Annotated in this window: 18 protein-coding genes and 1 pseudogene; 6 read left to right on the forward strand and 13 right to left on the reverse strand. The window is 72.4% G+C overall.

Going from position 1 to position 22,284, the window contains the following annotated elements; translation table 11 throughout:
• Positions 1-18: 18 nt before the first annotated feature.
• The 5 genes from ABCR83_RS12555 to ABCR83_RS12575 all read right to left on the reverse strand — a co-directional run bounded on the left by ABCR83_RS12555 (position 19) and on the right by ABCR83_RS12575 (position 4,272).
• Positions 19-930, reverse strand: a complete 912-nt coding sequence (locus tag ABCR83_RS12555) for an LLM class flavin-dependent oxidoreductase (RefSeq protein ID WP_462695011.1) — start codon at positions 928-930, stop codon at positions 19-21.
• A 112-nt stretch (positions 931-1,042) separates the two neighbouring features.
• Positions 1,043-1,927, reverse strand: coding sequence for an amino acid ABC transporter permease (locus ABCR83_RS12560; RefSeq protein ID WP_462695012.1), 885 nt, complete (start codon positions 1,925-1,927; stop codon positions 1,043-1,045).
• Positions 1,924-2,568 carry an amino acid ABC transporter permease gene (locus ABCR83_RS12565; RefSeq protein WP_462695013.1) on the reverse strand — a complete coding sequence of 215 codons (645 nt, stop codon included), beginning with the start codon at positions 2,566-2,568 and terminating at the stop codon, positions 1,924-1,926. The genes ABCR83_RS12560 and ABCR83_RS12565 overlap by 4 nt, the downstream gene beginning before the upstream one ends.
• Before the next feature lie 7 nt (positions 2,569-2,575).
• Entirely contained in the window at positions 2,576-3,499 is a 924-nt protein-coding gene (locus ABCR83_RS12570) for a glutamate ABC transporter substrate-binding protein (RefSeq protein WP_462695014.1), read from the reverse strand.
• A gap of 29 nt (positions 3,500-3,528) precedes the next feature.
• Complete coding sequence (locus ABCR83_RS12575) at positions 3,529-4,272, reverse strand: amino acid ABC transporter ATP-binding protein (RefSeq protein ID WP_462695015.1); 744 nt, start codon at positions 4,270-4,272, stop codon at positions 3,529-3,531.
• A 197-nt stretch (positions 4,273-4,469) separates the two neighbouring features.
• Between ABCR83_RS12575 and ABCR83_RS12580 the strand changes: the two genes are divergently transcribed.
• Positions 4,470-5,267, forward strand: a complete 798-nt coding sequence (locus tag ABCR83_RS12580; protein WP_462695016.1) for a GntR family transcriptional regulator — start codon at positions 4,470-4,472, stop codon at positions 5,265-5,267.
• Between the two features lie 22 nt (positions 5,268-5,289).
• On the opposite strand, the gene ABCR83_RS12585 is transcribed toward ABCR83_RS12580, so the two are convergent.
• Positions 5,290-5,730 (reverse strand): DUF6278 family protein, encoded by a 441-nt coding sequence (locus ABCR83_RS12585; protein ID WP_462695017.1) that lies wholly within the window; start codon positions 5,728-5,730, stop codon positions 5,290-5,292.
• A gap of 138 nt (positions 5,731-5,868) precedes the next feature.
• Here ABCR83_RS12585 and ABCR83_RS12590 point away from each other — a divergent pair, with 138 nt between their 5' ends.
• Positions 5,869-7,701, forward strand: coding sequence for an SGNH/GDSL hydrolase family protein (locus ABCR83_RS12590; RefSeq protein ID WP_462695018.1), 1,833 nt, complete (start codon positions 5,869-5,871; stop codon positions 7,699-7,701).
• A gap of 45 nt (positions 7,702-7,746) precedes the next feature.
• Here ABCR83_RS12590 and ABCR83_RS12595 read toward each other — a convergent pair whose 3' ends face one another.
• The 7 genes and pseudogenes from ABCR83_RS12595 to ABCR83_RS12625 all read right to left on the reverse strand — a co-directional run bounded on the left by ABCR83_RS12595 (position 7,747) and on the right by ABCR83_RS12625 (position 12,687).
• On the reverse strand, positions 7,747-8,538 hold the full coding sequence (locus ABCR83_RS12595; protein WP_462695019.1) for an exodeoxyribonuclease III: 792 nt from the start codon (positions 8,536-8,538) through the stop codon (positions 7,747-7,749).
• Between the two features lie 76 nt (positions 8,539-8,614).
• Complete coding sequence (locus tag ABCR83_RS12600) at positions 8,615-9,259, reverse strand: MBL fold metallo-hydrolase (RefSeq protein WP_462695020.1); 645 nt, start codon at positions 9,257-9,259, stop codon at positions 8,615-8,617.
• A 13-nt stretch (positions 9,260-9,272) separates the two neighbouring features.
• Positions 9,273-10,289, reverse strand: coding sequence for a carboxymuconolactone decarboxylase family protein (locus ABCR83_RS12605; protein WP_462695081.1), 1,017 nt, complete (start codon positions 10,287-10,289; stop codon positions 9,273-9,275).
• Positions 10,290-11,231 (reverse strand): annotated as a pseudogene (locus tag ABCR83_RS12610) (alpha/beta fold hydrolase); the annotation flags it as partial. It lies immediately after the preceding gene.
• Positions 11,232-11,261: 30 nt separating this feature from the next.
• Entirely contained in the window at positions 11,262-11,576 is a 315-nt protein-coding gene (locus tag ABCR83_RS12615; protein WP_462695021.1) for a transposase, read from the reverse strand.
• Positions 11,577-11,581: 5 nt separating this feature from the next.
• On the reverse strand, positions 11,582-11,773 hold the full coding sequence (locus ABCR83_RS12620; protein WP_462695022.1) for a hypothetical protein: 192 nt from the start codon (positions 11,771-11,773) through the stop codon (positions 11,582-11,584).
• A 323-nt stretch (positions 11,774-12,096) separates the two neighbouring features.
• Positions 12,097-12,687 carry a TetR/AcrR family transcriptional regulator gene (locus tag ABCR83_RS12625; RefSeq protein ID WP_462695023.1) on the reverse strand — a complete coding sequence of 197 codons (591 nt, stop codon included), beginning with the start codon at positions 12,685-12,687 and terminating at the stop codon, positions 12,097-12,099.
• Positions 12,688-12,890: 203 nt separating this feature from the next.
• Here ABCR83_RS12625 and ABCR83_RS12630 point away from each other — a divergent pair, with 203 nt between their 5' ends.
• The 4 genes from ABCR83_RS12630 (at position 12,891) to ABCR83_RS12645 (ending at position 22,284) form a co-directional block, all read left to right on the forward strand.
• On the forward strand, positions 12,891-13,865 hold the full coding sequence (locus tag ABCR83_RS12630; RefSeq protein WP_462695025.1) for an alpha/beta hydrolase family protein: 975 nt from the start codon (positions 12,891-12,893) through the stop codon (positions 13,863-13,865).
• An 89-nt stretch (positions 13,866-13,954) separates the two neighbouring features.
• A complete protein-coding gene (locus ABCR83_RS12635) occupies positions 13,955-14,587 on the forward strand; it encodes a TetR/AcrR family transcriptional regulator (protein ID WP_462695026.1) in 633 nt (210 codons plus the stop codon).
• Positions 14,588-14,704: 117 nt separating this feature from the next.
• Positions 14,705-15,172, forward strand: coding sequence for an ester cyclase (locus ABCR83_RS12640; protein WP_462695027.1), 468 nt, complete (start codon positions 14,705-14,707; stop codon positions 15,170-15,172).
• Between the two features lie 272 nt (positions 15,173-15,444).
• Positions 15,445-22,284: an SDR family oxidoreductase gene (locus ABCR83_RS12645; protein ID WP_462695028.1), complete on the forward strand. Its 6,840-nt coding sequence runs from the start codon at positions 15,445-15,447 to the stop codon at positions 22,282-22,284.

Below are 22,284 nucleotides of genomic sequence, written 5' to 3' on the forward strand. Positions count from 1 at the left end.
CTTCCATTTCAGACCGTTTCAGACCGTGAACTCAAAGGTGGGGTTGCGGCGGGCGCCCACCCGCTCCAGTGCCTCGGCCGTCAGGCGTACCTGGTCCGGCGAGCCGGAGCAGGGCAACAGCAGCAGATCGTCGGCACCGGCCTCGGCGAGGGCGATGAGCTCGGTGCGCAGCCGCTCGTCCGAGTCCAGGGCGGCGGCGCGCATCGGGGGGTACATCGGCGACTCCGGTGACCCGTAGTAGTGCGCGATGGCTTCGGTCGCCTGGGCCTCGGCGTCGGGACCGCAGGAGACGTAACGCCCGACCAACACCTGGGGCCGGCCCGGGCGGTTCGCCCGGGCCCACTCCTCGTTGACGCCCCGGATGCCGGCGGTCAGGAGGTCGTGGCCCTGGCCGGGGGCGACCCAGCCGTCGCCGAAGCGGGCGGCCCGGGCGTAGCCGGGCCGGACGAGTCCGCCGATGAGCAGCCGGGGCCGTCCGGCCGCGGGCCGTGGCATGGTGCCCGCCACGCTCTTCACCTCGCCGTCCCACACCCGGCGCATCTCCAGCAGGGCCTCGTCGAAGAGCTTGCCGTGACCCGCCGACGGTGTGCCGCTAGCGGTGAAGTCGTCCGGCCAGCCGCCGATACCCAGGCCCGCGGTCAGCCGACCGCCGGAGACCAGGTCGACCGTGGCGAGCTCCCTGGCGAGCAGGACCGGGTTGTTGCGCCAGCCGACGTTGAGCACGCTGGTGAACAACCGGGCCCGCTCGGTCACCGTGGCCGCGATGGCCAGGCACGCCAGCGGGTCGAGGATGTCGTAGACCAGGCGGTCAATGGATCCCAGGGAGTGGAAGCCGAGGCGTTCCGCGTCCCGGGCCCAGCGGGCGATCTCCTGGGGCGGACGGCCGGGGATGGCGTTGGGCAGACCGATGCCGATCTTGACGGTTTTCACAGCCGGCTCCGACTCGGCCCGGGATAGTGACAATTCGCGCATGCCCTGGACGCTAGTCAGGAAGATCCATCGCGTCTTGAACGAATCGGACACCACATCCGGAGTATCGGAGTCACCCCTCCGGGTCCTGAGTGTGCGGGTGCCCGGCCGGGCCCACCAGCAGGGTGCCCGGCTCGGCGGGGGCGACCTCCACCGCCTCGGTCTTGGGGCTGCGCCGCTCCCGCCTGGCCACCCAGGTGGCGAACCAGGACAGCAGCATGCACATCCCGATGTAGATCGGGGAGATGACCATGACGACGGGGATGAACGGCAGGTCGTAGTCGAGATTGCCGGCGATGAGCTTGCCCGCGTGCAGGAACTCCTCATAGGTGATCAGGAAGCCCAGCGAGGTGTCCTTGAGCGCGACCACCAGCTGGCTGATGATCGTCGGCAGCATCGCCCGCACCGCCTGTGGCACCAGGACATGGGTCATCGCCTGTGTCTTGCGCATGCCCAGCGCGAACGCCGCCTCCCGCTGGCCGCGTTCCACGGAGTCGACGCCGGTGCGGAAGACCTCCGCGAGCACCGAGCCGTTGTACAGCGTCAGCCCGGTGACCAGCGCGGGCAACGGCTGGACCTGCAGGGCGACAAAGACGAAGAAGATCATCACGAGCACCGGCATCGCCCGGAAGAACTCCACCAGCAGCGTGGCGCTCCAGCGCAGCACCCGGTGGTCGGAGAGCCGGCCGCAGGCGAGTACGGCGCCGAGGGCGAGGGAGAGCACTGCGGCATAGCCGAAGGCCTTGAGCGTATTGCCCAGCCCGCGCAGCAACAGCTCCTGAATTCCCCGGTATTCAAAGGGAGTCCACTTGGCGGCGGTGAACTGGTGGGTGACGAGGAGGAGATGGATCACATAGCCGATCAGGGCGAGGATGGCCAGGGTCGCCAGCACTCCGTAGAGCCGGTGCCGGCGGACCGCCAGCGGGCCGGGGACGTCATAGAGGGCGGTACCGGTCATCGGGCGACTCCCCAGCGCTTCTCCAGCACGTTGAAGACCGCACTGATGGACAGGGTCACGATCAGATAGCCGACGGCGATCCAGACGAAGGTCCAGATGGTGCTGTAGCCCAGCTCGCCCAAGGTCTTGTAGGTGCTGAGCAGTTCGGTGACGCTGAAGGAGCCCGCGATCGCGGAGTTCTTGGCGAGCGCGATCAGCGTGGAGCCGATGGGCGGGATGACCGAGCGGAAGGCCTGCGGCAGGACGACGGCGCCCAGCGTCTGCCCGAAGGTCATCCCCAGGCTGCGGGCCGCCTCGCCCTGGCCCACCGGCACGGTGTTGATGCCGGAGCGGACCGCCTCGCAGATGAAGGCCGAGGTGTAGCAGCCGAGGGCGAGCACCGCGAACAGCTGGAAGGGCAGCACCAGCCCGAAGCGCGGCAGCCCGAGCAGCACCGCGAAGAACAGCAGGGTCAGCGGTGTGTTGCGGAGCACCGCCACCCAGGCGGTGCCGAGGGCGCGCAGCGAGGCGACCGGGGCTACCCGGAAGGAGGCCATCGCGAAGCCGAGGACGAGCGCCAGCAGCGAGGCGTAGACGGTGAGTTCGACGGTGCCGAGCAGGCCCTTGCCATAGAGCGAGTAGTTGTCGGTGAGTACGTTCACTGGGGCCTCAGCTCGCCGGGTAGCGGTCGACGGCGGGCGGCCGCGGGGCGGGGACGCCGGACAGGCCGAGCGTCGCGTCGTACGCCTTCTTCCAGTCGCCGTTCTTCTCATGGGTCTCGATGGCGTCGTCCAGGGCGAATCGCAGGGCGGTGTCCCCGCGCGGGACGCCGATGCCGTAGGGCTCCTTGGAGAAGGGCCGGCCGGCCAGCTTCAGCTCGTCGGGGGCCTTGGCGGCGAAGCCCATCAGGATGGTGTCGTCGGTGGTGACGGCGGCCACCTGGTAGCTGAGGAGGTTGTCCACGCAGATCGAGTAGGTGTCATAGGCGACGGCCTGGATCTTGGGATAGTCGCGCTGGATGCGCATCAGCGGGGTGGAGCCGACGGCCGAACAGACCCGCTTTCCGGCCAGGTCCTGCGGCCCGTTGATGCCGTGCTCGTCCTTGCGGACGAGCAGCGACTGCCCGGCGATGTAGTACGGGCCGGCGAAGCCGACCTGCTTTTTGCGCAGGTCGTTGATGGTGTAGGTACCGACGTAGTAGTCGATCTGGCCGTTCTGCAGGGCGGTTTCGCGGTTGGCGGAGGCGATGGTGCGAAAGGCGATGGTCCGGGGAGCGAAGCCGAGCGAGGCGGACATCATCTTGGCGATCTCGATGTCGAAGCCGGAGTAGACGCCGGTCGCCGGGTCCTTCTCGCCCAGATAGGGCTGGTCCTCCTTGGCCCCGACCACCAGATGGCCGCGGTTCCTGGCCGCCCGCCAGGTGGGCGAGGACTCCAGCCGGAAGCCGGTGTCGACGCGGTAGACCGGCAGGCTCTCCGGCTTGGGCCCCTTGACCGGGGGGCTGCCCGACTTGCCGCAGGCGGCGGCGAGCAGCGCGAGTGCGGTGAGCGCCAGGACGGCGCACCGGCGGACGGGCCTCATCCGTGTCGTCATCTGTGTCGTCATCTGTGTCGTCACCCCGCTCAGTGCTTGAGGATCTTGGAGAGGAAGTCCTTGGCCCGGTCGCTCTCGGGGGCGGTGAAGAACTCCTCGGGGGTGCGGTCCTCGACGATCCGGCCGTCCGCCATGAAGACCACGCGGTTGGCGGCGGAGCGGGCGAAGCCCATCTCATGGGTGACCACGACCATCGTCATGCCGTCCCGGGCGAGTTGCTGCATGACCTCCAGCACCTCGTTGATCATCTCCGGGTCCAGTGCGGAGGTCGGCTCGTCGAAGAGGAGCGCCTTGGGGTCCATGGCCAGCGCGCGGGCGATCGCCACCCGCTGCTGCTGGCCGCCGGAGAGCTGGGCGGGGTACTTCTCGGCGTGGGCGAGCAGCCCGACCCGCTCCAGCAGTTCGCGCGAGCGCCCGTCGGCCTCCTCCCGGCCGCGGCCCCGGACCTTGACCTGGGCCAGCGAGACATTGGCCAGCACGGTCTTGTGGGCGAAGAGGTTGAAGGACTGGAAGACCATGCCGACCTCGGCCCTCAGCCGGGCGAGCGCCCGGCCCTCCGCGGGCAGCGGCTGCCCGTCGAGGGTGATGGTGCCGGAGTCCACTGGTTCCAGCCGGTTGATGGTCCGGCACAGGGTGGACTTGCCGGAACCGGAGGGGCCGATGATCACCACCACCTCCCCGCGGCCGACGGTGAGGTCGATGTCCTGCAGGACATGCAGGCTTCCGTAGTGCTTGTTGACGCCACGCAGTTCGATCAGCGGGTCGACGGCCATGCTCAGCTACTCACTCTCGGCGCTCGCCCTCTCGCAGTCGGAGCAAACTATCCACCCGAATACGGGACTTCACCGGTGACACGCATGAATAGGGGATCAAAGCCGTATTGACCGCCATTTGCCCTAGGTACCCAGACCGAGCCTGGGTACCTAGCCTGTGGGTTCGGTTGGGGGAACATGGGGGAAGGGAGCCCGGCGTGGGCGACAGCAGGCCCGTATATCTGTGCATCGCGGACGACCTGCGGCGGCGCATCGACGAGGGCTCGCTCCCGGTGGGCGCCAAGATCCCCTCCCGCTCCGAGCTCAAACGGGCCTATGCGGCCAGCGACCAGACCGTGGACCGCGCGGTGCGGGTGCTCAAGGCCGCCGGCTACGCGGAAGGCCGGTTCGGGCGGGGCGTGTTCGTCAGCGACCGCTCCCCGCTGGGCACCCTGCTGCGCTCGACGGGCGCGGTCGACTCGCCGTTCGCCGCGGAGATCCGGGGATACCAGGGACAGGACGCCGTGGAGCTCCGCTCCCCGGACCGCGCCATGATCAGGAGCGCCGCCCTGACCTGGGAGGCCTCCTCCAGCCAGCTCCCCGCCCCGGGGCCGATCGCCGACCGGCTGGGCATCGCGCCGGGCGAGCCCGTGCTGTGCACCGAGTACGAATACCTGGCCAACCGGCATCCGGTGCAGCTCGCCACCAGCTGGGAACCGCTCTCGGTGACCGAGGGCACCGATGTGGTCCACCCCGAGCGGGGGCCGTACGCCCGGCGCGGGGTGCGCGGACGGCTGGCGGCCATCGGGATCCGGGTGGTGCGGGCGCGGGAGCTGGTGGGCTCGCGGCCGGCGACCACGCCCGAGGCCGAGGCGCTCGGCTGCGCCGCGGGCCAGTGCGTCACGGTCGTCGAGCGCACCCACTTCGACGGCGACGACCGCGCGGTGGAGACCTCGGACATCGTGGTCCGCGCGGACCGCTGGCAGCTGGAGTACACCATCCGGTTCATCAGCTGAGGGAGGCGCGGGACGCGGCCGCTCAGTTCTCCGAAAGCTCCGCATAGAGCTGCGAGAGCTCCGGGGCGCCGTCCGCCGCCCAGGCGTGGCCCGCCTCGACGACATCGATCTCGCGGCCGTTGGCCAGCCGCACCACCGGCTGGCCATTGGACCAGATCTGCCATGCGGCGCCCGTGACCGTACGGACGACGACCGTGCCCAGATACAGGCCCGCGTCATTGCCCAGCCAGGACTGCAGCTCCTCGTCCTCCCGCCAGCGCGGCTGCAGCTGGTCCAGCGCCTCCAAGGACGACGGCGAGTCATCGAGCGCGACGCCCGCCGACTGCGCCTGCGCGCGCAGCAGTTCGCACTCCGACAGCAACCCGCCCAGGCCTTCCGGGTCCCAGTCGCCGGAGGCGGGCACGGCCACCCCACGCGCCATGCCGTGCCGCTTGCGCCAGCCGTCCAAAAAGGGAATGTTCATACTGCCAGGATCGCACTCGCGCAGATGGCCCCACCACCGGCACGCTGCGGAGTGCATGACCGTTCGGCCTCCTTGACGTTCCCCCGATGTCTCCCTAGCTTCATCCCGCCACTGTCGGAGCCGGGAACGCCGGGAGGCATGACGCACATGCTCGGGGCATCGACGATCGGAAGAACACGCCGCAGACGGTGGACGGCCACATCGGTCGTCGCGGCGGCCACCGGCTGCGCCATTGCCATGGCGAACGCTCCCGCCCTCGCCGGCACCGCCGAACAGCGAGCAGAGCCGCTCCCCTTGGAGCGGCTCTTCGACAATGCGGCGGTCAGCGACAACGCCCGCCCCCGGACGGCGGACTTCGACGGTGCGGGCGACTCCTTCTCCGCCCAGGACCTCAGGGCGGCCGGATGGACGCCGGGGCGCGTACTGCACATCGACGGCGCACCACTGCGCTGGCCACGCTCCCCCGCCGGGAAACCGGACAATGTACGCGCCGCCGGACAGCCCGTGCGGCTGAGCGGCAGCGGAGAGGCGCTCTCCTTCCTGGTGGCGAGCGCCACCAAGGCGGGACCGGGCGGCGGGACGAGCGGCACCGGCACGGTGCGCTACGCCGATGGATCACACAGCAGCTACCGGCTGGCCGCGCCTGACTGGCGCCGCGGTCCGCTCACCACCAAGGCCATCGGTCTCCCCCACCTCAATGCGCGCGAGGGCCAGCGCAAGGAGACCACCCGGCTGTACGCGGTGACGGTGCCCGTCGCACGCGGCCGGAAGATCGACTCCTTGGTGCTGCCCACCGCGCCCGGCCTGCACATCTTCTCCATGGCCCTGCGCGCCCCCACGAACGGGTGGACCGGCAGCTGGGCGGCGCCCACCTCCGGGTACACCACGGTGGGACCCTGGACCAACCGGACCCTGCGACTGGTGGTGCACGGCAGCGCGGGCGGCCCCCGGACCCGTATCCGGCTGGAGAACACCTTTGCCCCGCAGCCGGTGCGGATCGGCCATGCGACCGTGGCCCTGCAGCGGAAGGGTGCGGCGGCCGTGGACCGGCCCAGGGCACTGACCTTCGACGGCCGGGCACAGGCCGAAATCCCCGCCGGGGCCCAGCAGTTCAGCGACCCGGTGGGATTCCGGGTGCCCCCGGACGCCAACCTGCTGGTGAGCATCCACCTGCCGGGGACGGTACGGGCGGTGCCGCTGCACAACTACACCAACCAGCGCTCCTTCCTCTCGGCCGATGACAGCGGAGACCGGACGGCCGACCTGGGCGCCGCCGGCTACCCCGGCACCCTGTCCACCTGGCCGCTGCTGACCGGGGTGGACGTCGGCGGCGGGCCGGGGTCGGTGGTGGCACTGGGCGACTCGATCACCGACGGCGAGCGCTCGACGCCCGAGGCCAACGGCCGCTGGCCGGACCTGCTGGCACGCCGGCTGCGGGCGCAGCACGCGGTGCCCGCCCTGGGGGTGCTCAACAGCGGGATCTCGGGAAACCAGGTGGTCAAGGACCGCTACCCGGGCAACGGGGCCAGCGGCACGCTGAGCGGAGTCAGCGCGGGACACCGGCTGGAGCGCGATGTGCTGGCCCAGACCACGGCCCGCGCGGTCATCGTCTTCGAGGGCGTCAACGACATCCGGGCGGACACCAAGGCCTCCCAGGTGATCGCCGTGCTCCGGTCGGTCGCGGCGCGCGCGCACGAGCGCGGCATCCGGGTCATCGCCGCGACCATCGCACCCTGCGGTGGCTTCCACGACTGCACCGAGGCGGCCGAGGCACAGCGCTCCGCGATCAACGCCGACATCCGGGCGGACTCCGGGACCTATGACGCGGTATTCGACTTCGACGCCGCGATCCGCGACCCACAACACCCGGACCGGATGCTGCCGCGCTACGACGGCGGCGATCATCTGCACCCCAATGACGCCGGGATGAAGGTGTTCGCCGACGCCGTGGACCTGCACGAGCTGGTGTAGCGGGCGGGCGCCCGGGCAGGGCCGGGAGACCGGGTCCTCAGATCTTCAGGTCGACGACTGGATCTCCAGGTCGACGACGACCGGAGCGTGGTCCGAGGCGCCCTTGCCCTTGCGCTCCTCCCGGTCGACGTAGGCGTCCTTGACCGCCTCGGCGAAGGGGGCGTTGCCATAGACGAGGTCGATGCGCATGCCCCGGTTCTTGGGGAAGCACAGCTGACGGTAGTCCCAGTAGGTGTACGGGTGGTCGTACTTCAGCGGGCGGGGCACCACATCGGACAGGCCGGCGTCGCGCAGGGCCGCGAGCGCGGCGCGCTCGGCGGGCGTGACATGCGTGGCGCCCTCGAAAACGGCCGGGTCGTAGACGTCCTCATCGGTGGGGGCGATGTTGAAGTCGCCGAGAACCGCGAACGGCCGCTCCCGGGCCGCCTCGGCGGCGGCCACCGCACGCAGCGACTCCAGCCAGCGGAGCTTGTACGCATAGTGGTCATGGCCGACCTCACGGCCGTTGGGCACATAGACCGACCAGACGCGCACCGGGCCGCAGTCCGCGGAGATGGCCCTCGGCTCCTGCTCGCCCTCATACGCGGGACCGCCGGGCAACCCCTCGACCACGCCCGCCAGCCCGACCCGGGAGACCAGTGCCACGCCGTTCCACCGGCCGGTGGCGTGGACCGCGGATTCATAGCCGAGTTCACGCAGCTCCTCGGTGGGGAACTGATCGGCGGCGCACTTGGTCTCCTGTATGCACAGCACGTCCGTGCCGCTGCTCTCCAGCCAGGCCAGCAGCCTGGGGAGACGGGCGGAGACCGAGTTCACATTCCAGGTGGCGATGCGCATGCGGCCACCCTAACGGCCGGGTCGGACAGTCGCGGCTCCCCGGCCGTCAGGTCTGCGGCGCCCGGCTCTCCGGCCGTCACAGGTCGATGCTCTGCCCCGCCGCCAGCCGCGCATGCCCGGCGCCGGAGACCCCCGGCCCGTCCGGGCCCAGCATCCGGTCGTAGATGGGCCGGGCGAGGTCGGTGAGCAGCGCGTCGTGGATGTCGATGGCGCGGCGCGGCCGGACCTCCCGGACGTAGTCGACGACCTCGGCGACCTTGTTCCAGGGCGCCATCACGGGCACCATCAGGGTGTCCACCGGCTGCCCGGGAACGGTCAGCGCGTCGCCGGGGTGGAAGACCGAACCGTCCACGAGATAGCCGACGTTGGTGATCCGCGGAAGGTCAGGATGGATCACGGCGTGCAGTCGGCCGTGCACCTGGACGTCAAAGCCCGCGGCGGTGAAGGCATCGCCCTCGCCGACGGTGTGCACCCGGCCGGGGAAGGCCGCCGACACCTGCTCCGCGACGCTGCGCAGTGTCCACAACTCGGCGGCCGGGTCGGCCTCGAGGGCGGCCCGCAGCCGGTCCTCGTCGAAGTGGTCCGGGTGCTCATGGGTGATGAGCACGGCATCGGCACCGACGGCGGCGTCCGCCTCGCTGAAGACGCCGGGGTCGATGACGAGCGTCCGTCCGTCCTTCTCCAGGCGGACACAGGCGTGACTGTGCTTGGTCAGCTTCATGGCCCCCATCCTGCTACGCCTGCCGCTCCCGCGGCTCCGTCCGCTCCGCCTCCTCCGTCACGGTGCGTCGCGCGACCGCGAAGGCCGCACTCGCGGCGGGGAGCCCGCAGTAGAGGGCGGTGTGCTGGAGCGTCTCCCTGATCTCGTCGGGTGTGACGCCGAGACGCAGCGCGGCACGGGTGTGCAGGGCCAGCTCCTCCAGATGCCCGCCGACGGTGAGGGCGGTCAGCGTGAGCAGCGAGCGGGTGCGCGGGTCGAGCCCCGGCCGGGCCCAGGTCTCACCCCAGGCGGAGCGGGTGACGAAGTCCTGGAAGTCGGCGGTGAAGCCGTCCTTGTCGGCTTCGGCCCGGTCGACATGGGCGTCCCCGAACACATGGCGGCGGAGCCGCATGCCGCGGCGGTAGGCGTCGGCCTCGGCATCCTCCCGGGCGGTCGCCTCCGGGGCGGGGACGACGGGTGCCTCGTACGACGCGGGCGTTCGGGGCTGATCTGCGCCGGGTCCGGCCGGGGCCGGGCCGAACGCCTCCGCCACGGGGCCGGAAGGGCCCTGCGGCGTGGGCGGCCGGGTTCCCGTCCGGGCCGGGGTGATGCCCAGCAACGCGGTCGCTTCCGAAGCCGGGACGGCGGATCCGTCGTCCGGGACGGCCGGCCGGATCCGGCCCGGGGTCGTAGGTGCGGGCCCGTGGGACGGGAACACCGGAGGACCGGCCTGGGCCTGGTCGTCGCCGGGCGCGGCCGGGCCGGGCACACCGGTGACGGGCGGCGGGCCGAACACACCCGCCGGCGGGGGCACCGGGGCATGGCCGCCCGGGCCGCTGCCCTCCGGTGCGGGCTCGGACGCGAGCCCGCCGGCGAACGGCCCGGCAGGGGCGGGCCCGCCGGGCGGCCAGCCCACCGGCGGGCCGCCGACGAACGAGGAGGCCGACGGTGCGGCGGCATCGGGTGCGCCGGAGACGGCGGACGGCATCCCGGAGGCGCCGTCCGCGCCAAAGGCGGCGGGCGCGCCAGGGGCGCCCTGCGCACCGGACATGTCCGGCAAGCCGGGCCCGGCAGCCGCACCCGGCACCACGGGGCCGCCCTCCGCCCCGGTAGCCCCACGCGCACCCGGTGCCGGTGGAGGCGTCAGCAGCGCCGTCGGCATCACGGCGGACGGCGGCGGCTGAGCAGACCCACCCGTCCGCGGAGGCACCGGCGGCTGCGTCGCCGTGAAGTGGCGCACCAGCAGATCGGTGACGGCCGCGGGCTGCTCGACCGGAGCCAGATGGCGGGTGTTGGGCACCACGGCGAGTCGCGCGTCATGGATGCCCGCGACCAGCACCCTGGCGTCGGCGGGCGGGGTGACCTGGTCCTCGGCGCCCACCAGGACCAGCGTGGGCACGCCGATGCGGTCGAGCCCGGCCCGGATGTCGAAGGCGGCGAGCGCCTCGCAGGCGGCCGCATAGCTGAGGACATCGGTCGTACGGACCATTTGTACGGCCCAGTCCACTATGGCGGGCTGGGCCGCGGCGAACGCCGGGGTGAACCAGCCCTCGGGGGCGGACCTGGCGGCCGGGCCGAGCCCGTGCGCCCGGGCCTCGGAGGCCCGTACGCCCCAGCCCTCGGCCGGGCCGAACCGGGCGGCCGAGCCCACCAGGGCGAGCGAGGCGAGCCGCTGCGGCTGCCGCAGCGCGAGATCGGCGCCCAGAGTGCCGCCGATGCAGCAGCCGGCGTAGCCGAAGCGCTCGATGCCGAGCTGGTCGAGGGTGGCGAGCAGCCGGTCGGCGAGTTCCCCGACGGTGGCGGTGGGCAGCGGGGGCGCGCCGCCGTGGCCGGGCAGATCGAAGCGCAGTACGCGCCAGTGGCGGGTCAGTTCCGGTATCTGCCGGTCCCACATATGCCATGTGGTACCCAGCGCGGGCCCCAGGATCAGGACCGGAGCGTCTTCTGGCCCGTCAAAGCGGTACTGCAGGGTGTTCACCGGTGTCTCACTCACCCGCCAGACCCTCTCATGTATCAGCTGCCCCTATGACGGGGGGCAGGGTGGTGAGGGTCTGACCAGGTCGAAGACCTCCCGGGCGACGTAGCGCTTGAGGCATCGGACGATTTCGCGCCGGGTCTTGCCCTCCTTGAGGCGGCGCTCACGCACAGCAGTCACGGGTGCGCGGGTCGAAACGCAGCCGGGTGTGCACGATCCGGTGCAGGGCGGCATTGACTGCCGGTCGCCCCCGCGGTTGAGCCGACGGTAATGACGGCAGCCCGAGGAGTGCTCAATGGGGCTGACCCCGCACAGCGCGGCGAAGGACGCCTCGCAGCTCAGGCGCTCCAGATTGTCCCCCATCGTGATCAACAACGTGACGGCCGTGTCCGGGCCAATGCCCACCGGGCGAGCAGCTGCGGGGCCTGGTGCTCGACGAGCCGGGCCAGGCGCTGTTCCGGGTCCCGAACCTGCCCGGTCAACTGCTCGATGCACCGGGCCAGCAGGCACTGGGGAGTCCGGGTGGCCCGCAATACATCGTCGGGGACCGGCTTGGTCATCTCAACGGATCTCACCGACTATGTCCTGGTGTGCAAGGACAGGGAGTGCGCGCTCGGTGCCGGTACGGAGCCACGGCACATCGGCTGCGCCGGGCACTCCGAGGCATGCGGCTGCGGTGCGCGGGCGCCGGGTATCAGCTGGTGGTGACTTAGAAGTTGTGGTGCAGGTGGTACGCGAACTTCTGCTTCACCGCGATCCCGCGCGGGGACATCGGGATGCGGTGGTCGGTCCGCCAGATGTTGTACGGCTGTTGTACGGCAAAGGTGCTGTGGTACTGGCCGGCCTCCGTCGGGAAGGGCTCCGTTATTGGCGAGCGCCACGGTCAGTGCGGTTGACGGAGTCCTGCGACGAGGAGCGTGACCAGTCGGCGGGCGTCGTAGCGAGGGTCGCTGTCGGCACTGACGCAGAGGTTTCCGATGCCGCGCAGGAGTTGATAGGCGTCGAGGCCGGAGCGGATCTCACCGGAGGCGGCGGCAGCGTCGAGGAGTTGGGTACACACCGGCAGGAGGCGGTCGAGGAAGTAGGCGTGCAGCGTCTCGAAGCCGGTGCCGTCCCCGTGCATCGCGGCGGCCAAGCCGTGCTTGGTGACCAGAAAGTCGACGAAGAGGTCGACCCACTGCCCCAGGGCGGCATGGGGTGTCGGGCTGGTCGACAGCAGGGCTGGGCCTGCTTCGGCGCAGGCGTCGACCTGGTGGCGGTAGACGGCGATGACGAGGTCCGCCCGGGTGGGGAAGTGGCGATAGATCGTGCCCGTCCCGACCCCGGCTTTGGCCGCGATGTCGCGCACCGGCGCTTCCACGCCCGAGGTGACGAAGACCGCCGCGGCCGCGTCCAGCAGGGTCTGCTGGTTGCGCCGGGCGTCCTTGCGCTTGGACCTGGCCGAACTTCCCGCGCTTTTGCCGTTGTTGTTCACCGCGGCGTCCTTCCATGGTGTTGCAAAACGGAACAGCGTTCCGTATCGTAACCGGAACAAGGTTCCGTTTCATTCATGATGGCAGACCAGAGGGCGGCCGCGCAGAGAAACGCTCCTCGCTCCCGCCCTGCCCGGCCTGCGGCGTCACCGACCGTCGGCCTCACCGCGCCAAGACTGCGAAGAACCGAACGGAAGGCACCTCCATGCCCGACTCGAACACCACGAACGCGCCGAAGACTGCGGGTGCGCCCACCCTGGTGGTATCCGCGAAGCCAGTCGTTCTGTCCGCCCCGGACCGCGGCGAGGACCTTCAGGTCCGCGTGTCGGCACCCGCGACCGGCAACGATCTGCCCGTCATCGTCTTCTCTCACGGCTTCGGCTGGTCGATGAACGGATACGCCCCGCTGGCGGACTTCTGGGCCGCCCACGGCTTCGTGGTCCTGCAGCCCACCCACCTCGACTCCAGGACGCTCGGCCTCCCTGCCGAGGATCCCCGTACGCCGCGGATCTGGCGCTTCCGTATCGAGGACCTCAAGCGCGTGCTGGACGGACTCGACATTCTGGAAACCTCCGTGCCGGGCCTCGCCGGTCGCCTCGACCGCGACCGCATCGCCGTGGCAGGCCACTCCTGGGGAGCCCAGACGGCGAGCACGCTGCTGGGCGCGCGCGTCCTCGACTCCGACGCCGTACCCGGCGAGGACATGTCCGACCCCCGCGTCAAGGCGGGTGTGCTGCTTGCCCTGACCGGCCTGGGCGACGACCTGACCCCGTTCGCCGCCGAGAACCTCCCCTTTATGAAGCCGTCCTTCGACACCATGACCACACCGGCTCTCATCGTCGCCGGGGACAACGACCAGTCCCACCTGTCCACGCGCGGACCGGACTGGTTCACCGACCCCTACACCTACAGCCCGGGAAACAAAAGCCTGCTCACGCTGTTCGAGGCCGAGCACTCGCTCGGCGGAATCCCTGGATACGAGGTCGCCGAGACGACGGATGAGAGTCCCGCCCGCGTCACCTTGGTCCAGCAACTCACCACGGCCTTCCTGCGCAGCACCCTCTATCCCGAGGACACCAGTTGGAAGGCGGCGGCCACCGCACTGGAGGAAAACCCCGCCCCGCTGGGGAAACTGCAGAGCAAGCAGGGGGCCGGTATACCGGATTCACCGCCCGCCTGACGGCGTAGCGGCACGGCACCCCGGGTGCCCTCTCGCCATTTCAAACGGCCGCTTGACAATGAAGTCAAGCGGGCGTTTGAGTTCTGTCCGTGAGGACGGAGAAGACGGATCTGCGCCGACAGGCAGGCCGGCGGACACGAGACGGCCTGCTGGCGGCTGCGCTGGAGCTGCTCGCGCAGCGGGGGCAGGAGGGTGTGACCCTGCGCGAGATCGCGCAGGGCGCCGGAGCCAATGTGGCCGCGGTGAGTTACCACTTCGGCTCGCTGAAGGCGCTCTGCGACGCGGCGATCGAGCACGCTCTGGAGCAGTATCTGGATGCGCAGATCCAGGCGCTCGCCCCTCTCGGCCCCGACTCGACGCTGGACGAGCTGGCCGCCGCGTTCGCCCGGCCGATGGTGCGCGCCCTCGCGGCCGGGGGACGGGATTTGACTCTCATGCGGACCGTGGCGCGCGTCGGCATCGACCCGCCCCAGGGGTGGGATCGGCTGGCCGGCAAATTCGAGCGGACCCGGGCCGACGCCCTGCGGGTGCTGACGGTGAACCTTCCCGGAGTCGACGAGCAGGAGCTGATCTTCCGTACGCGCTGCGTGGCCGGACTGCTGAACTGGCTGGCGCTGGCGCCCATCGGCGCCGACCTGGCCCCCAAGTCCGCCGAGGAGGTCGAGCAGTTGCTCGTTCCCGTGGTGGCCGGGGCGCTCCACGGGCGCCCGGCCAGCGTCTGACCAGGCCGGCCATCGCCGGGACCAGAAGAATTCAAATGACTGCTTGACAACGTCTGGACGCCCGCCAACAATCTCAATCAAGCATTTGAGTAACGTTGTTGGAAGGAGGAAAGTGTCATGACCGACGACGCAGAAGCGGTGGTCCGGGCCGCGTATCGCGCGGCCGAGGGAAGCGTCCTGGATGTTCAGGGGTTCAAGGCGCTGTTCGCCGAGGACGGCGTGTTCAACAACGTCGTCGCCGGAGAGAGCTACCAGGGCGAGCACTTGGGCGACCCGGTCGTCTTCATGGGCGAGCTGGCACCCGACATCCACCGCGAACTGCACCGGTTCCACGTCATGGGCAACACCGTCGCCGTGGAACTGACGATCCAGGGCAGCTTCACCGGGCCTTTCGAGACGCCCGCCGGAGCCATCCGGCCGACCGGCGCCAAGCTCGACATCCCGACGGCCGACTTCTGGTATGTCGAGGATGGCAAGATCAAGGAGTTCAACTGCTACGTCGGCATGAGCGTCATGCTCGCCCAACTCGGCGTGCAGCCGGACTTCGCCTCCGCCGTCTCGGCGCCGACCGCCGAAACGAGCTGAACCGGCCCGGCCGGTCATCGAGTTGGTGTGTGGCCTTCCGCAGCCGCACACCAACTCCGCGCAACGGGGCCGCCACTCCCACGTCACCCGGCGAAGGCCGTTCCCGTCCAGGAGCCGGTACGCACGGCCGCGCAGCACCTGAGGGATTCCGCAAGTGCGCAGAGCCGTGGGCGTGCGCGTGCCGCCCGTCCGGTGCGCTCTGTCGCCTGCGCCGCACAGCGGGCTCTCATGGAATCCGCAGTTCCCCGTTCGCAGACTTGCGGAGGAATCCCTTGGTGACCGCTGCGCGCTTCCGCGACGTTCTCATCGGGATCAGCCCGCTCGGTGAACCCGATGCCAGGCTCGTCGCGGCGTTCAGCAGCGCCGGCGGGCTCGGCGTGCTCGACCTCGGCAGCGGGGGCCGAAGTGCCGGGGAGGCGCTGGAGCAGGTCCGCCGGTGGACGGCGGGCAGTGGCCCGTACGGCGTGCGGGTCGGCGCCGGCTGCCGGTTCACGCCCGCCGATCTCACCACCGGTCTCGCCGAGGGCGAGAGCGCCCCGCACACCGTGGTGCTCGGCCCGGATTCGGCCTGGCCGGTCTCCGGTCCACACGGCCCGTACCGGGTGCTGGCCGAGGTCGGCACCGTGGACGAGGCCCTGGCGGCCGTGCGGGCCGGAGCGCATGGGGTGATCGCCCGGGGCGGCGAGAGCGGCGGCCGGGTCGGATCGCTCGGCACGTTCGTCCTGCTCCAGCAACTGCTGGCGGAGCCGGGGGTGTCCGTCCCGGTGTGGGCCTGCGGCGGCATCGGCCCGCGGACCGCCGCTGCCGCCCTGGCCGGCGGGGCGACCGGGGTCGTCCTGGACAGCCAGCTGGCCCTGCTCGCCGAGTCCGGTCTCGACGGGCGGGCGGCCGCCGCGCTGCGCGCCGCGGACGGCACGGAGACCGTGGTCGTCGACGGTCACCGGATGCTGCGCGGCCGGCCCGGCGACCGCACCGGTCAGCTGATGGTGGGTCAGGATGCCTTTCTCGCCGCGCACTTCGCCGACCGATGGGGCACCGTGGACCGGACCGTACGGGCCCTTGGGGGCGCTCTGCGGGATGCCGTCCGGGACTGCTGCCCCACCGGGCCCGTCCCCGCGGCGCTGCGCGCCGGTTCACCGATGGCCGCCGCACTCGGCACCGAACTGCCCGTCGCCCAGGGGCCGATGACCCGGGTGAGCGACCGGGCCGCGTTCGCCGCGGCCGTGGCGGCGGGCCGGGCGCTGCCCTTCATCGCCCTGGCCCTGGCCGGACGGGACCGGGCCCTGGCCCTGCTGCGCGAGACGCGGACCGCCCTCGGCGGACGGCCCTGGGGGGTGGGAATCCTCGGCTTCGCCCCGGAAGAGGTCAGGAACGCCCAGCTGGAAGCCATCCTGGAGGTCCGTCCCAGCCATGCCGTCATCGCGGGCGGCCGGCCGTCCCAGGCCGCCGCCCTGGAAAAGGCAGGCATCGCCGCCTTTCTGCACGTCCCCTCGCCCGGGCTGCTGCACCGGTTCCTGCGGGCCGGGGCCCGCCGGTTCGTCTTCGAGGGCGCAGAGTGCGGCGGGCACGTGGGCCCGCGCAACAGCTTTCCGCTGTGGGAGGCTCAGACGGCGGCCATCGAGGACTTCCTGGACGAGGCCGGATCCGGCGCACCGGAGCGTATCGAGGTCTTCTTCGCCGGGGGCATTCACGACAAGCGGTCCGCGGCCATGGTCGCCGCACTGGCCGCCCCGCTGGTGCGGCGCGGGGTCGCCGTCGGCCTGTTGATGGGGACGGCCTACCTGTTCACCGAGGAGGCCGTCACCAGCGGCGCCGTCCAGCCGCTGTTCCAGCGCCAGATGCTGACGGCCCAGAGCTCCGCGCTGCTGGAGACCGCCCCGGGGCACGCCACCCGCTGCATCGCCACGCCGTACGCCGAGGACTTCCGCGAGCTCCGGGAACAGCTCCGTACCCAGGGCGTGCCGGCCCGCGAGCGCTGGGAGAGCCTCGAACGGATCAACGTCGGACGGCTGCGGATCGCCAGCAAGGGCGTCGAGCGGGGGCCGGACGGCGGCCTGGTGCCGGTCGGCGAGCAACGTCAGCTGGCCGAGGGCCTGTTCATGGCCGGTGATGTCGCGGTGCTGCGCTCGGCGGTCACCACGGTCGGTGCCCTGCACCGCGCGGTCACGGCGGACGCCGCGGACTTCCTGGAGCGGCGGGCCGGAGAGCTGCGCACAGTCCTGGCCGCGGATCCCGCCGCGGGCGCCTGCCGGCGACCCGTTCCGGAGCCGCTGGACGTGGCCGTCATCGGCATGGCCGGCATGTTCCCCCAATCCCCCGACCTCGCCGTCTTCTGGGCCCAGGTGCTCAGCGGCACCGACGCCGTCACCGAGGTACCGCCCGACCGGTGGGACCCCGCCCTCCACTACCGCGGTGCGCAGGCGACGGCCACCGGGGACGGCAACGGCCCGGCCACCGCCTCGAAATGGGGCGGCTTCCTGCCGCGGATCCCCTTCGACCCGCTGCGCCACGGCATTCCGCCCGCCTCGCTGGGCAGCATCGAGCCGGTGCAGCTGCTCGCACTGGAGGCGGCCCACCGCGCCCTGGCCGACGCGGGGTACGGCGACCGGGACGGCAGGGCCTTCGACCGCTCCCGCACCTCCGTGGTCTTCGGCGCCGAGGCCGGCAGCGACCTGTCCCACACCTACACCCTCCGGGCCGTCCTGCCCTCCTACCTCGGCACGGTCCCCCCGGACCTGGCGGCACAGCTGCCCGCACTCACCGAGGACTCCTTCCCCGGCATGCTGGCGAACGTCATCTCCGGCCGGATCGCCAACCGGCTCGACCTCGGCGGCGCCAACTACACCGTGGACGCGGCCTGTGCCTCGTCGCTGGCCGCCGTCCACGCCGCCTGCACGGAACTGGCGACGGGCACCAGCGACCTGGTGCTCTGCGGCGGCGCCGATCTGCACAACGGCATCACCGACTATGCGGCCTTCTCCTCGGTGCAGGCGCTCTCCCCGACCGGCCGGTGCCGCCCGTTCGACAGCGCGGCCGACGGGATCGCCCTCGGCGAGGGCGTGGCCTGCGTGGTGCTCAAGCGCCTGGCCGACGCGGAACGGGACGGCGACCGCATCTACGCCGTGATCAAAGGGGTGGGCAGCTCCAGCGACGGCAGGTCCGCCGGCCTGACCGCGCCACACCCCGAGGGCCAGCGGGCCGCCCTGCAGCGGGCCTACCACCATGCCGGTGTCTCACCCGCCGACGTCGGCCTCGTCGAGGCCCACGGCACGGGAACCGTGGCCGGGGACCGGACCGAACTGGCCGTGCTCGACGAGGTGTTCACCGCTGCCGGCGCCCGCCCGGGGAGCTGCGCGCTCGGGTCCGTCAAAGCACAGATCGGGCACACCAAGTGCGCCGCCGGTCTGGCGGGCCTGGTCAAGACCGCGCTGGCGCTGCACAACGGCATCAAACCGCCGACCGCGCACCTCGTGCAACCGACCCCCCTCTGGAGGGCCGGCAGCAGCCCGTTCGTCTTCCACCCCGGCGCCCGGCCCTGGGTGGCCCCGCCCGCCGAACGGATCGCCGGAGTCAGCGCGTTCGGCTTCGGCGGCACCAACTTCCATGTGGTCCTGGCCGCCCACGGCAAGGGCGCTCCCCCGGCCCACGGCCTGGACGCCTGGCCCGCCGAGCTGTTCGTCTTCCGGGGCGCCGACCGGGCCGCGGCGCACCGCGGGATCGCGGAGGCACTGCGGCTGGCCGAGGCGAACGACGCCGCCGGGCGGCCCTGGCGGCTGCGCGATCTGGCGCTCACCGTCTCCCGCCACTGCGCGGCCGACAACGGTCCGGTGCAGGCGGCCGTGGTGGCCGAGGATCTCGACGGGCTGACCGGCCGGCTGCGGCAGGCGCTCGACGGCCGGTGCGCCCCCGGACCGGGAGTCCATCCGGCCGACCCGGAAGGGCGGCCGGCGGACCCCGGCAAGGTGGCCTTTCTGTTTCCCGGCCAGGGCAGCCAGCGACCCGGCATGTTCGCCGACCTCTTCGTCGCCTTTCCCCCGCTCCACCGCTACCTCGAACTCGACCGCGAGCACGCGCACCTGCTCCACCCCCCGACCGCCTTCGACGAGGCCGGGCGGGCGGAGCAGCAGGCCCGGATCACCGACACCCGGGCGGCGCAGCCCGTGCTGGGAATCGCCGGCCTGGCCGCGCACTCCCTCCTCGAACAGGCCGGGGTGCGCCCCGACATGGCGGCCGGGCACAGCTACGGCGAGCTGGTGGCGCTGTGTGCGGCGGGTGCCATGGACGCCCGTACGCTGCTCGGGCTGAGCGCCGAGCGGGCGGCCGCGATCCACGATGCCGCCGTGGCATCGACCGAAGGCCCGGGTGCCATGGCCGCGGTGTCGGCCGGTGCCGCCGCCGTCGAACGGGCGGTGCGGCAGGCCGGGTACGCGGGCCGGGTGGTCGTGGCCAACCACAACGCGCCGGAGCAGTGCGTGCTCTCCGGTCCCGCGGGTGCGGTGGACACGGTGCTGGGCCTGCTGCGCGGCGCCGGGCACTCCGCCACCCGCCTCCCGGTGGCGGGTGCCTTCCACAGTCCGCTGGTGGCCGCCGCCGAAGGCCGGTTCGCGGCAGCGCTGGCACAACGCCCGCTGCGGGAGCCGGAGTTCCCCGTCTGGTCCAACCGCACGGCGGCCGTGCACCGCGGCGACCCGGAGGTGCTGCGCACGGAGCTGGCCCGGCAGATCGGAGCACCGGTCCGCTTCGCCGAGCAGATCGAGGCCATGTATGCGGCGGGGGCGAGGACCTTTGTCGAGGCGGGTCCGGGCACGGTGCTCAGCAAACTGGTCGGGGCGATCCTGGGGGACCGCCCGCACCATGCCGTCGCCTTCGAGGGGCGGGACGGCAAGGGCGGTCTGCGCGGTCTCCTCGACGCGCTCGCCCGGCTCGCGGCCGCCGGACTGCCGGTGCGCACCGAGTGGCTCTTCCGCGGCCGGGACGCCGTGGAGGCCGGCCCGGAGCCGCCCGAGCGGCCGGGCTGGACGGTCGACGGGCAGCTGGTCCGCACCGCGGACGGCGCACCCGTGCCCGGCGGCCTGGCACCGGCCCGGCGGATCGCCGGACCGGCCGTGCCCGTGCCGCAGGGCCGGCCGGACGAGTTGATCTCCGAGTTCCTCAGAGCCGGCCGGGATGTGATCGCCGCCCAACGGGACGTGCTGCTGGGCTTCTTCGGCAGCGCGCCGGGTGAGCCGGTGCCGCACCGGACACCGCAGGGCCCGCACCGGCCCACCGGACACCCCCTGGGCCGCCCCTCCCCCGTCCGGCCCGCGTCGCGGCCCGCACCCCAGCCCGCTCCGGCCGCCACCGTCCCGGCCGCCCGCACGGAGGGCGACGTGCTGCGGATGGTCTCCGAGGTCATCAGCGAACGCACGGGCTATCCGCCGGACATGGTCGAGCCGGCTCTGGATCTGGAAGCGGATCTCGGCATCGACTCCATCAAGCGCGCCGAGATCGCGGGCGAGCTCGCCCGGCGGCTGGGCGGCGCCGACGAGGACACGGCGGCCCTCGGCGACGGAGAGCTCGACGAGCTCGCCAAGGCCCGTACCGCTGCCGCCGTCACCGCATGGCTGACCGCACGGCTCGCGGATGCCGGTCCGGCGGCAGTCCCGCCGTCCGCCGCGCCGCCGGTGTCGCAACAGCCCTCCGGCGATGCTCCCCGACGGCTCCTGCCGCACCGGGTGCCGCTCGCCAGGCTTCCGGACGCGAACGCCCCGGCCCTCGCCGGGAAGCGCTTCGCCCTGCTGGGCGGCGGCGGGTTCGCCGAAGCCCTCGCGGCCCGGCTGGCGGAACACGGCGCCGAGAGCGTGGCGTTGGCGGCCGGGCACCTGCTCGCCGAGGGGGACGGCCCGGTGGACGGGGTCATCCTGTCCGTGCCCGCCGCGGAGTCCGCGGCGTCGGTGTTCCCCGTGCTCCAGGCCGCCCTGCGGCGTGGCCCGCGATGGCTGCTGGCCGCGGGGACCACCGGCCCGCTCGGTGAGACGCCGGCCGGTCTCCGGGGGCTGTTCCGTACCGTGGCCACCGAGTATCCGCGGACCGTGGCCCGGTTTGTGGCACTGCCCGGCAGCTGGCCCACGGGCACCCTCGCCGACGCCGTCACCGGCGAGTTGCTCACCGGGGGCGAGCAGGCGCCGGCCGTGCTGCACACCGGCGCCGGCCGGGAGGGCCTGGAACTCCGGGAGGCCCCGCTGCCCGGCCCCGGCGACCTGGCAGGGGCCGAGGCCATCGGCCTGGATGCGGACTCGGTGGTCCTTCTCACCGGCGGGGCGCGGGGCATCACCGCGCGCTGCGCCATCGCCCTTGCCGCGGCGGCCGGTTGCCGCATCGAGCTGCTCGGCCGCACTCCCGAGCCGGCCGGCCCGGAGGATCCGGACACCGCCGGGGCAGCCGGTCCGGTCGAGCTGCGCACCGTGCTCGCCACCCGGGGCGGCCGCACTCCCGCGGAGATCGAGCAGGAGAGCGCACGGATCCTCGCGCAGCGCGAGGTCCGCGCCACCCTGGACGCCCTGCGGGGCACGGGGGCCCGGGTGCGCTACCGCTCGGTCGACGTCCGGGATGCCGAGGCGGTGCACCGTACGGTCAAGGAGATCCACACCGAACACGGCCGGCTGGACGGGGTCGTTCACGGCGCCGGCGTGATCGAGGACCGGCTGATCGAGGAGAAGTCCGCCCACTCGTTCCGGCGGGTGTTCGACACCAAGGCGGACAGCGCGGCCGCACTGCTGGCGGCCCTCGGAGAACTGCCCTCCCTCCCCTCCTTCGTCGTGTTCTTCGGGAGCATCGCCGCCGTGGCCGGCAGCAAGGGCCAAGCCGACTATGCGGCGGCCAACGACGCGTTGGAGGAGCTCGGCACCCGCTGGGCGGCCCGCACCGGCTGCCGGGTGCTGACCGTGCACTGGGGGCCATGGGCGCCCGCCGGCGCGCACCCGGGCATGGTGACCCCGGAACTCGGCCGCGCCTATGCGCAGCGCGGCATCGGGCTGATCGATCCGCACCAGGGTGCGCTCGCGCTGTTGCGGGAACTCGCCCCGGGCGGTGCGCAGTCCGGTGCCGTCGTCCATACCGCCTCGGGGTGGTGA

The organism is Streptomyces xingningensis (assembly GCF_054957865.1).

What these genes read in the sequence shown, in the direction of transcription:
- ABCR83_RS12560 (WP_462695012.1), bottom strand. Translation starts at nt 1,927, where the DNA reads ATGACCGGTACCGCCCTCTATGACGTCCCCGGCCCGCTGGCGGTCCGC.
- ABCR83_RS12570 (WP_462695014.1), bottom strand. Translation starts at nt 3,499, where the DNA reads ATGACGACACGGATGAGGCCCGTCCGCCGGTGCGCCGTCCTGGCGCTC.
- ABCR83_RS12575 (WP_462695015.1), bottom strand. Translation starts at nt 4,272, where the DNA reads ATGGCCGTCGACCCGCTGATCGAACTGCGTGGCGTCAACAAGCACTAC.
- ABCR83_RS12585 (WP_462695017.1), bottom strand. Translation starts at nt 5,730, where the DNA reads ATGAACATTCCCTTTTTGGACGGCTGGCGCAAGCGGCACGGCATGGCG.
- ABCR83_RS12590 (WP_462695018.1), top strand. Translation starts at nt 5,869, where the DNA reads ATGACGCACATGCTCGGGGCATCGACGATCGGAAGAACACGCCGCAGA.
- ABCR83_RS12595 (WP_462695019.1), bottom strand. Translation starts at nt 8,538, where the DNA reads ATGCGCATCGCCACCTGGAATGTGAACTCGGTCTCCGCCCGTCTCCCC.
- ABCR83_RS12600 (WP_462695020.1), bottom strand. Translation starts at nt 9,259, where the DNA reads ATGAAGCTGACCAAGCACAGTCACGCCTGTGTCCGCCTGGAGAAGGAC.
- ABCR83_RS12605 (WP_462695081.1), bottom strand. Translation starts at nt 10,289, where the DNA reads ATGTCCGGTGCGCAGGGCGCCCCTGGCGCGCCCGCCGCCTTTGGCGCG.
- ABCR83_RS12615 (WP_462695021.1), bottom strand. Translation starts at nt 11,576, where the DNA reads ATGGGGGACAATCTGGAGCGCCTGAGCTGCGAGGCGTCCTTCGCCGCG.
- ABCR83_RS12620 (WP_462695022.1), bottom strand. Translation starts at nt 11,773, where the DNA reads ATGACCAAGCCGGTCCCCGACGATGTATTGCGGGCCACCCGGACTCCC.
- ABCR83_RS12630 (WP_462695025.1), top strand. Translation starts at nt 12,891, where the DNA reads ATGCCCGACTCGAACACCACGAACGCGCCGAAGACTGCGGGTGCGCCC.
- ABCR83_RS12640 (WP_462695027.1), top strand. Translation starts at nt 14,705, where the DNA reads ATGACCGACGACGCAGAAGCGGTGGTCCGGGCCGCGTATCGCGCGGCC.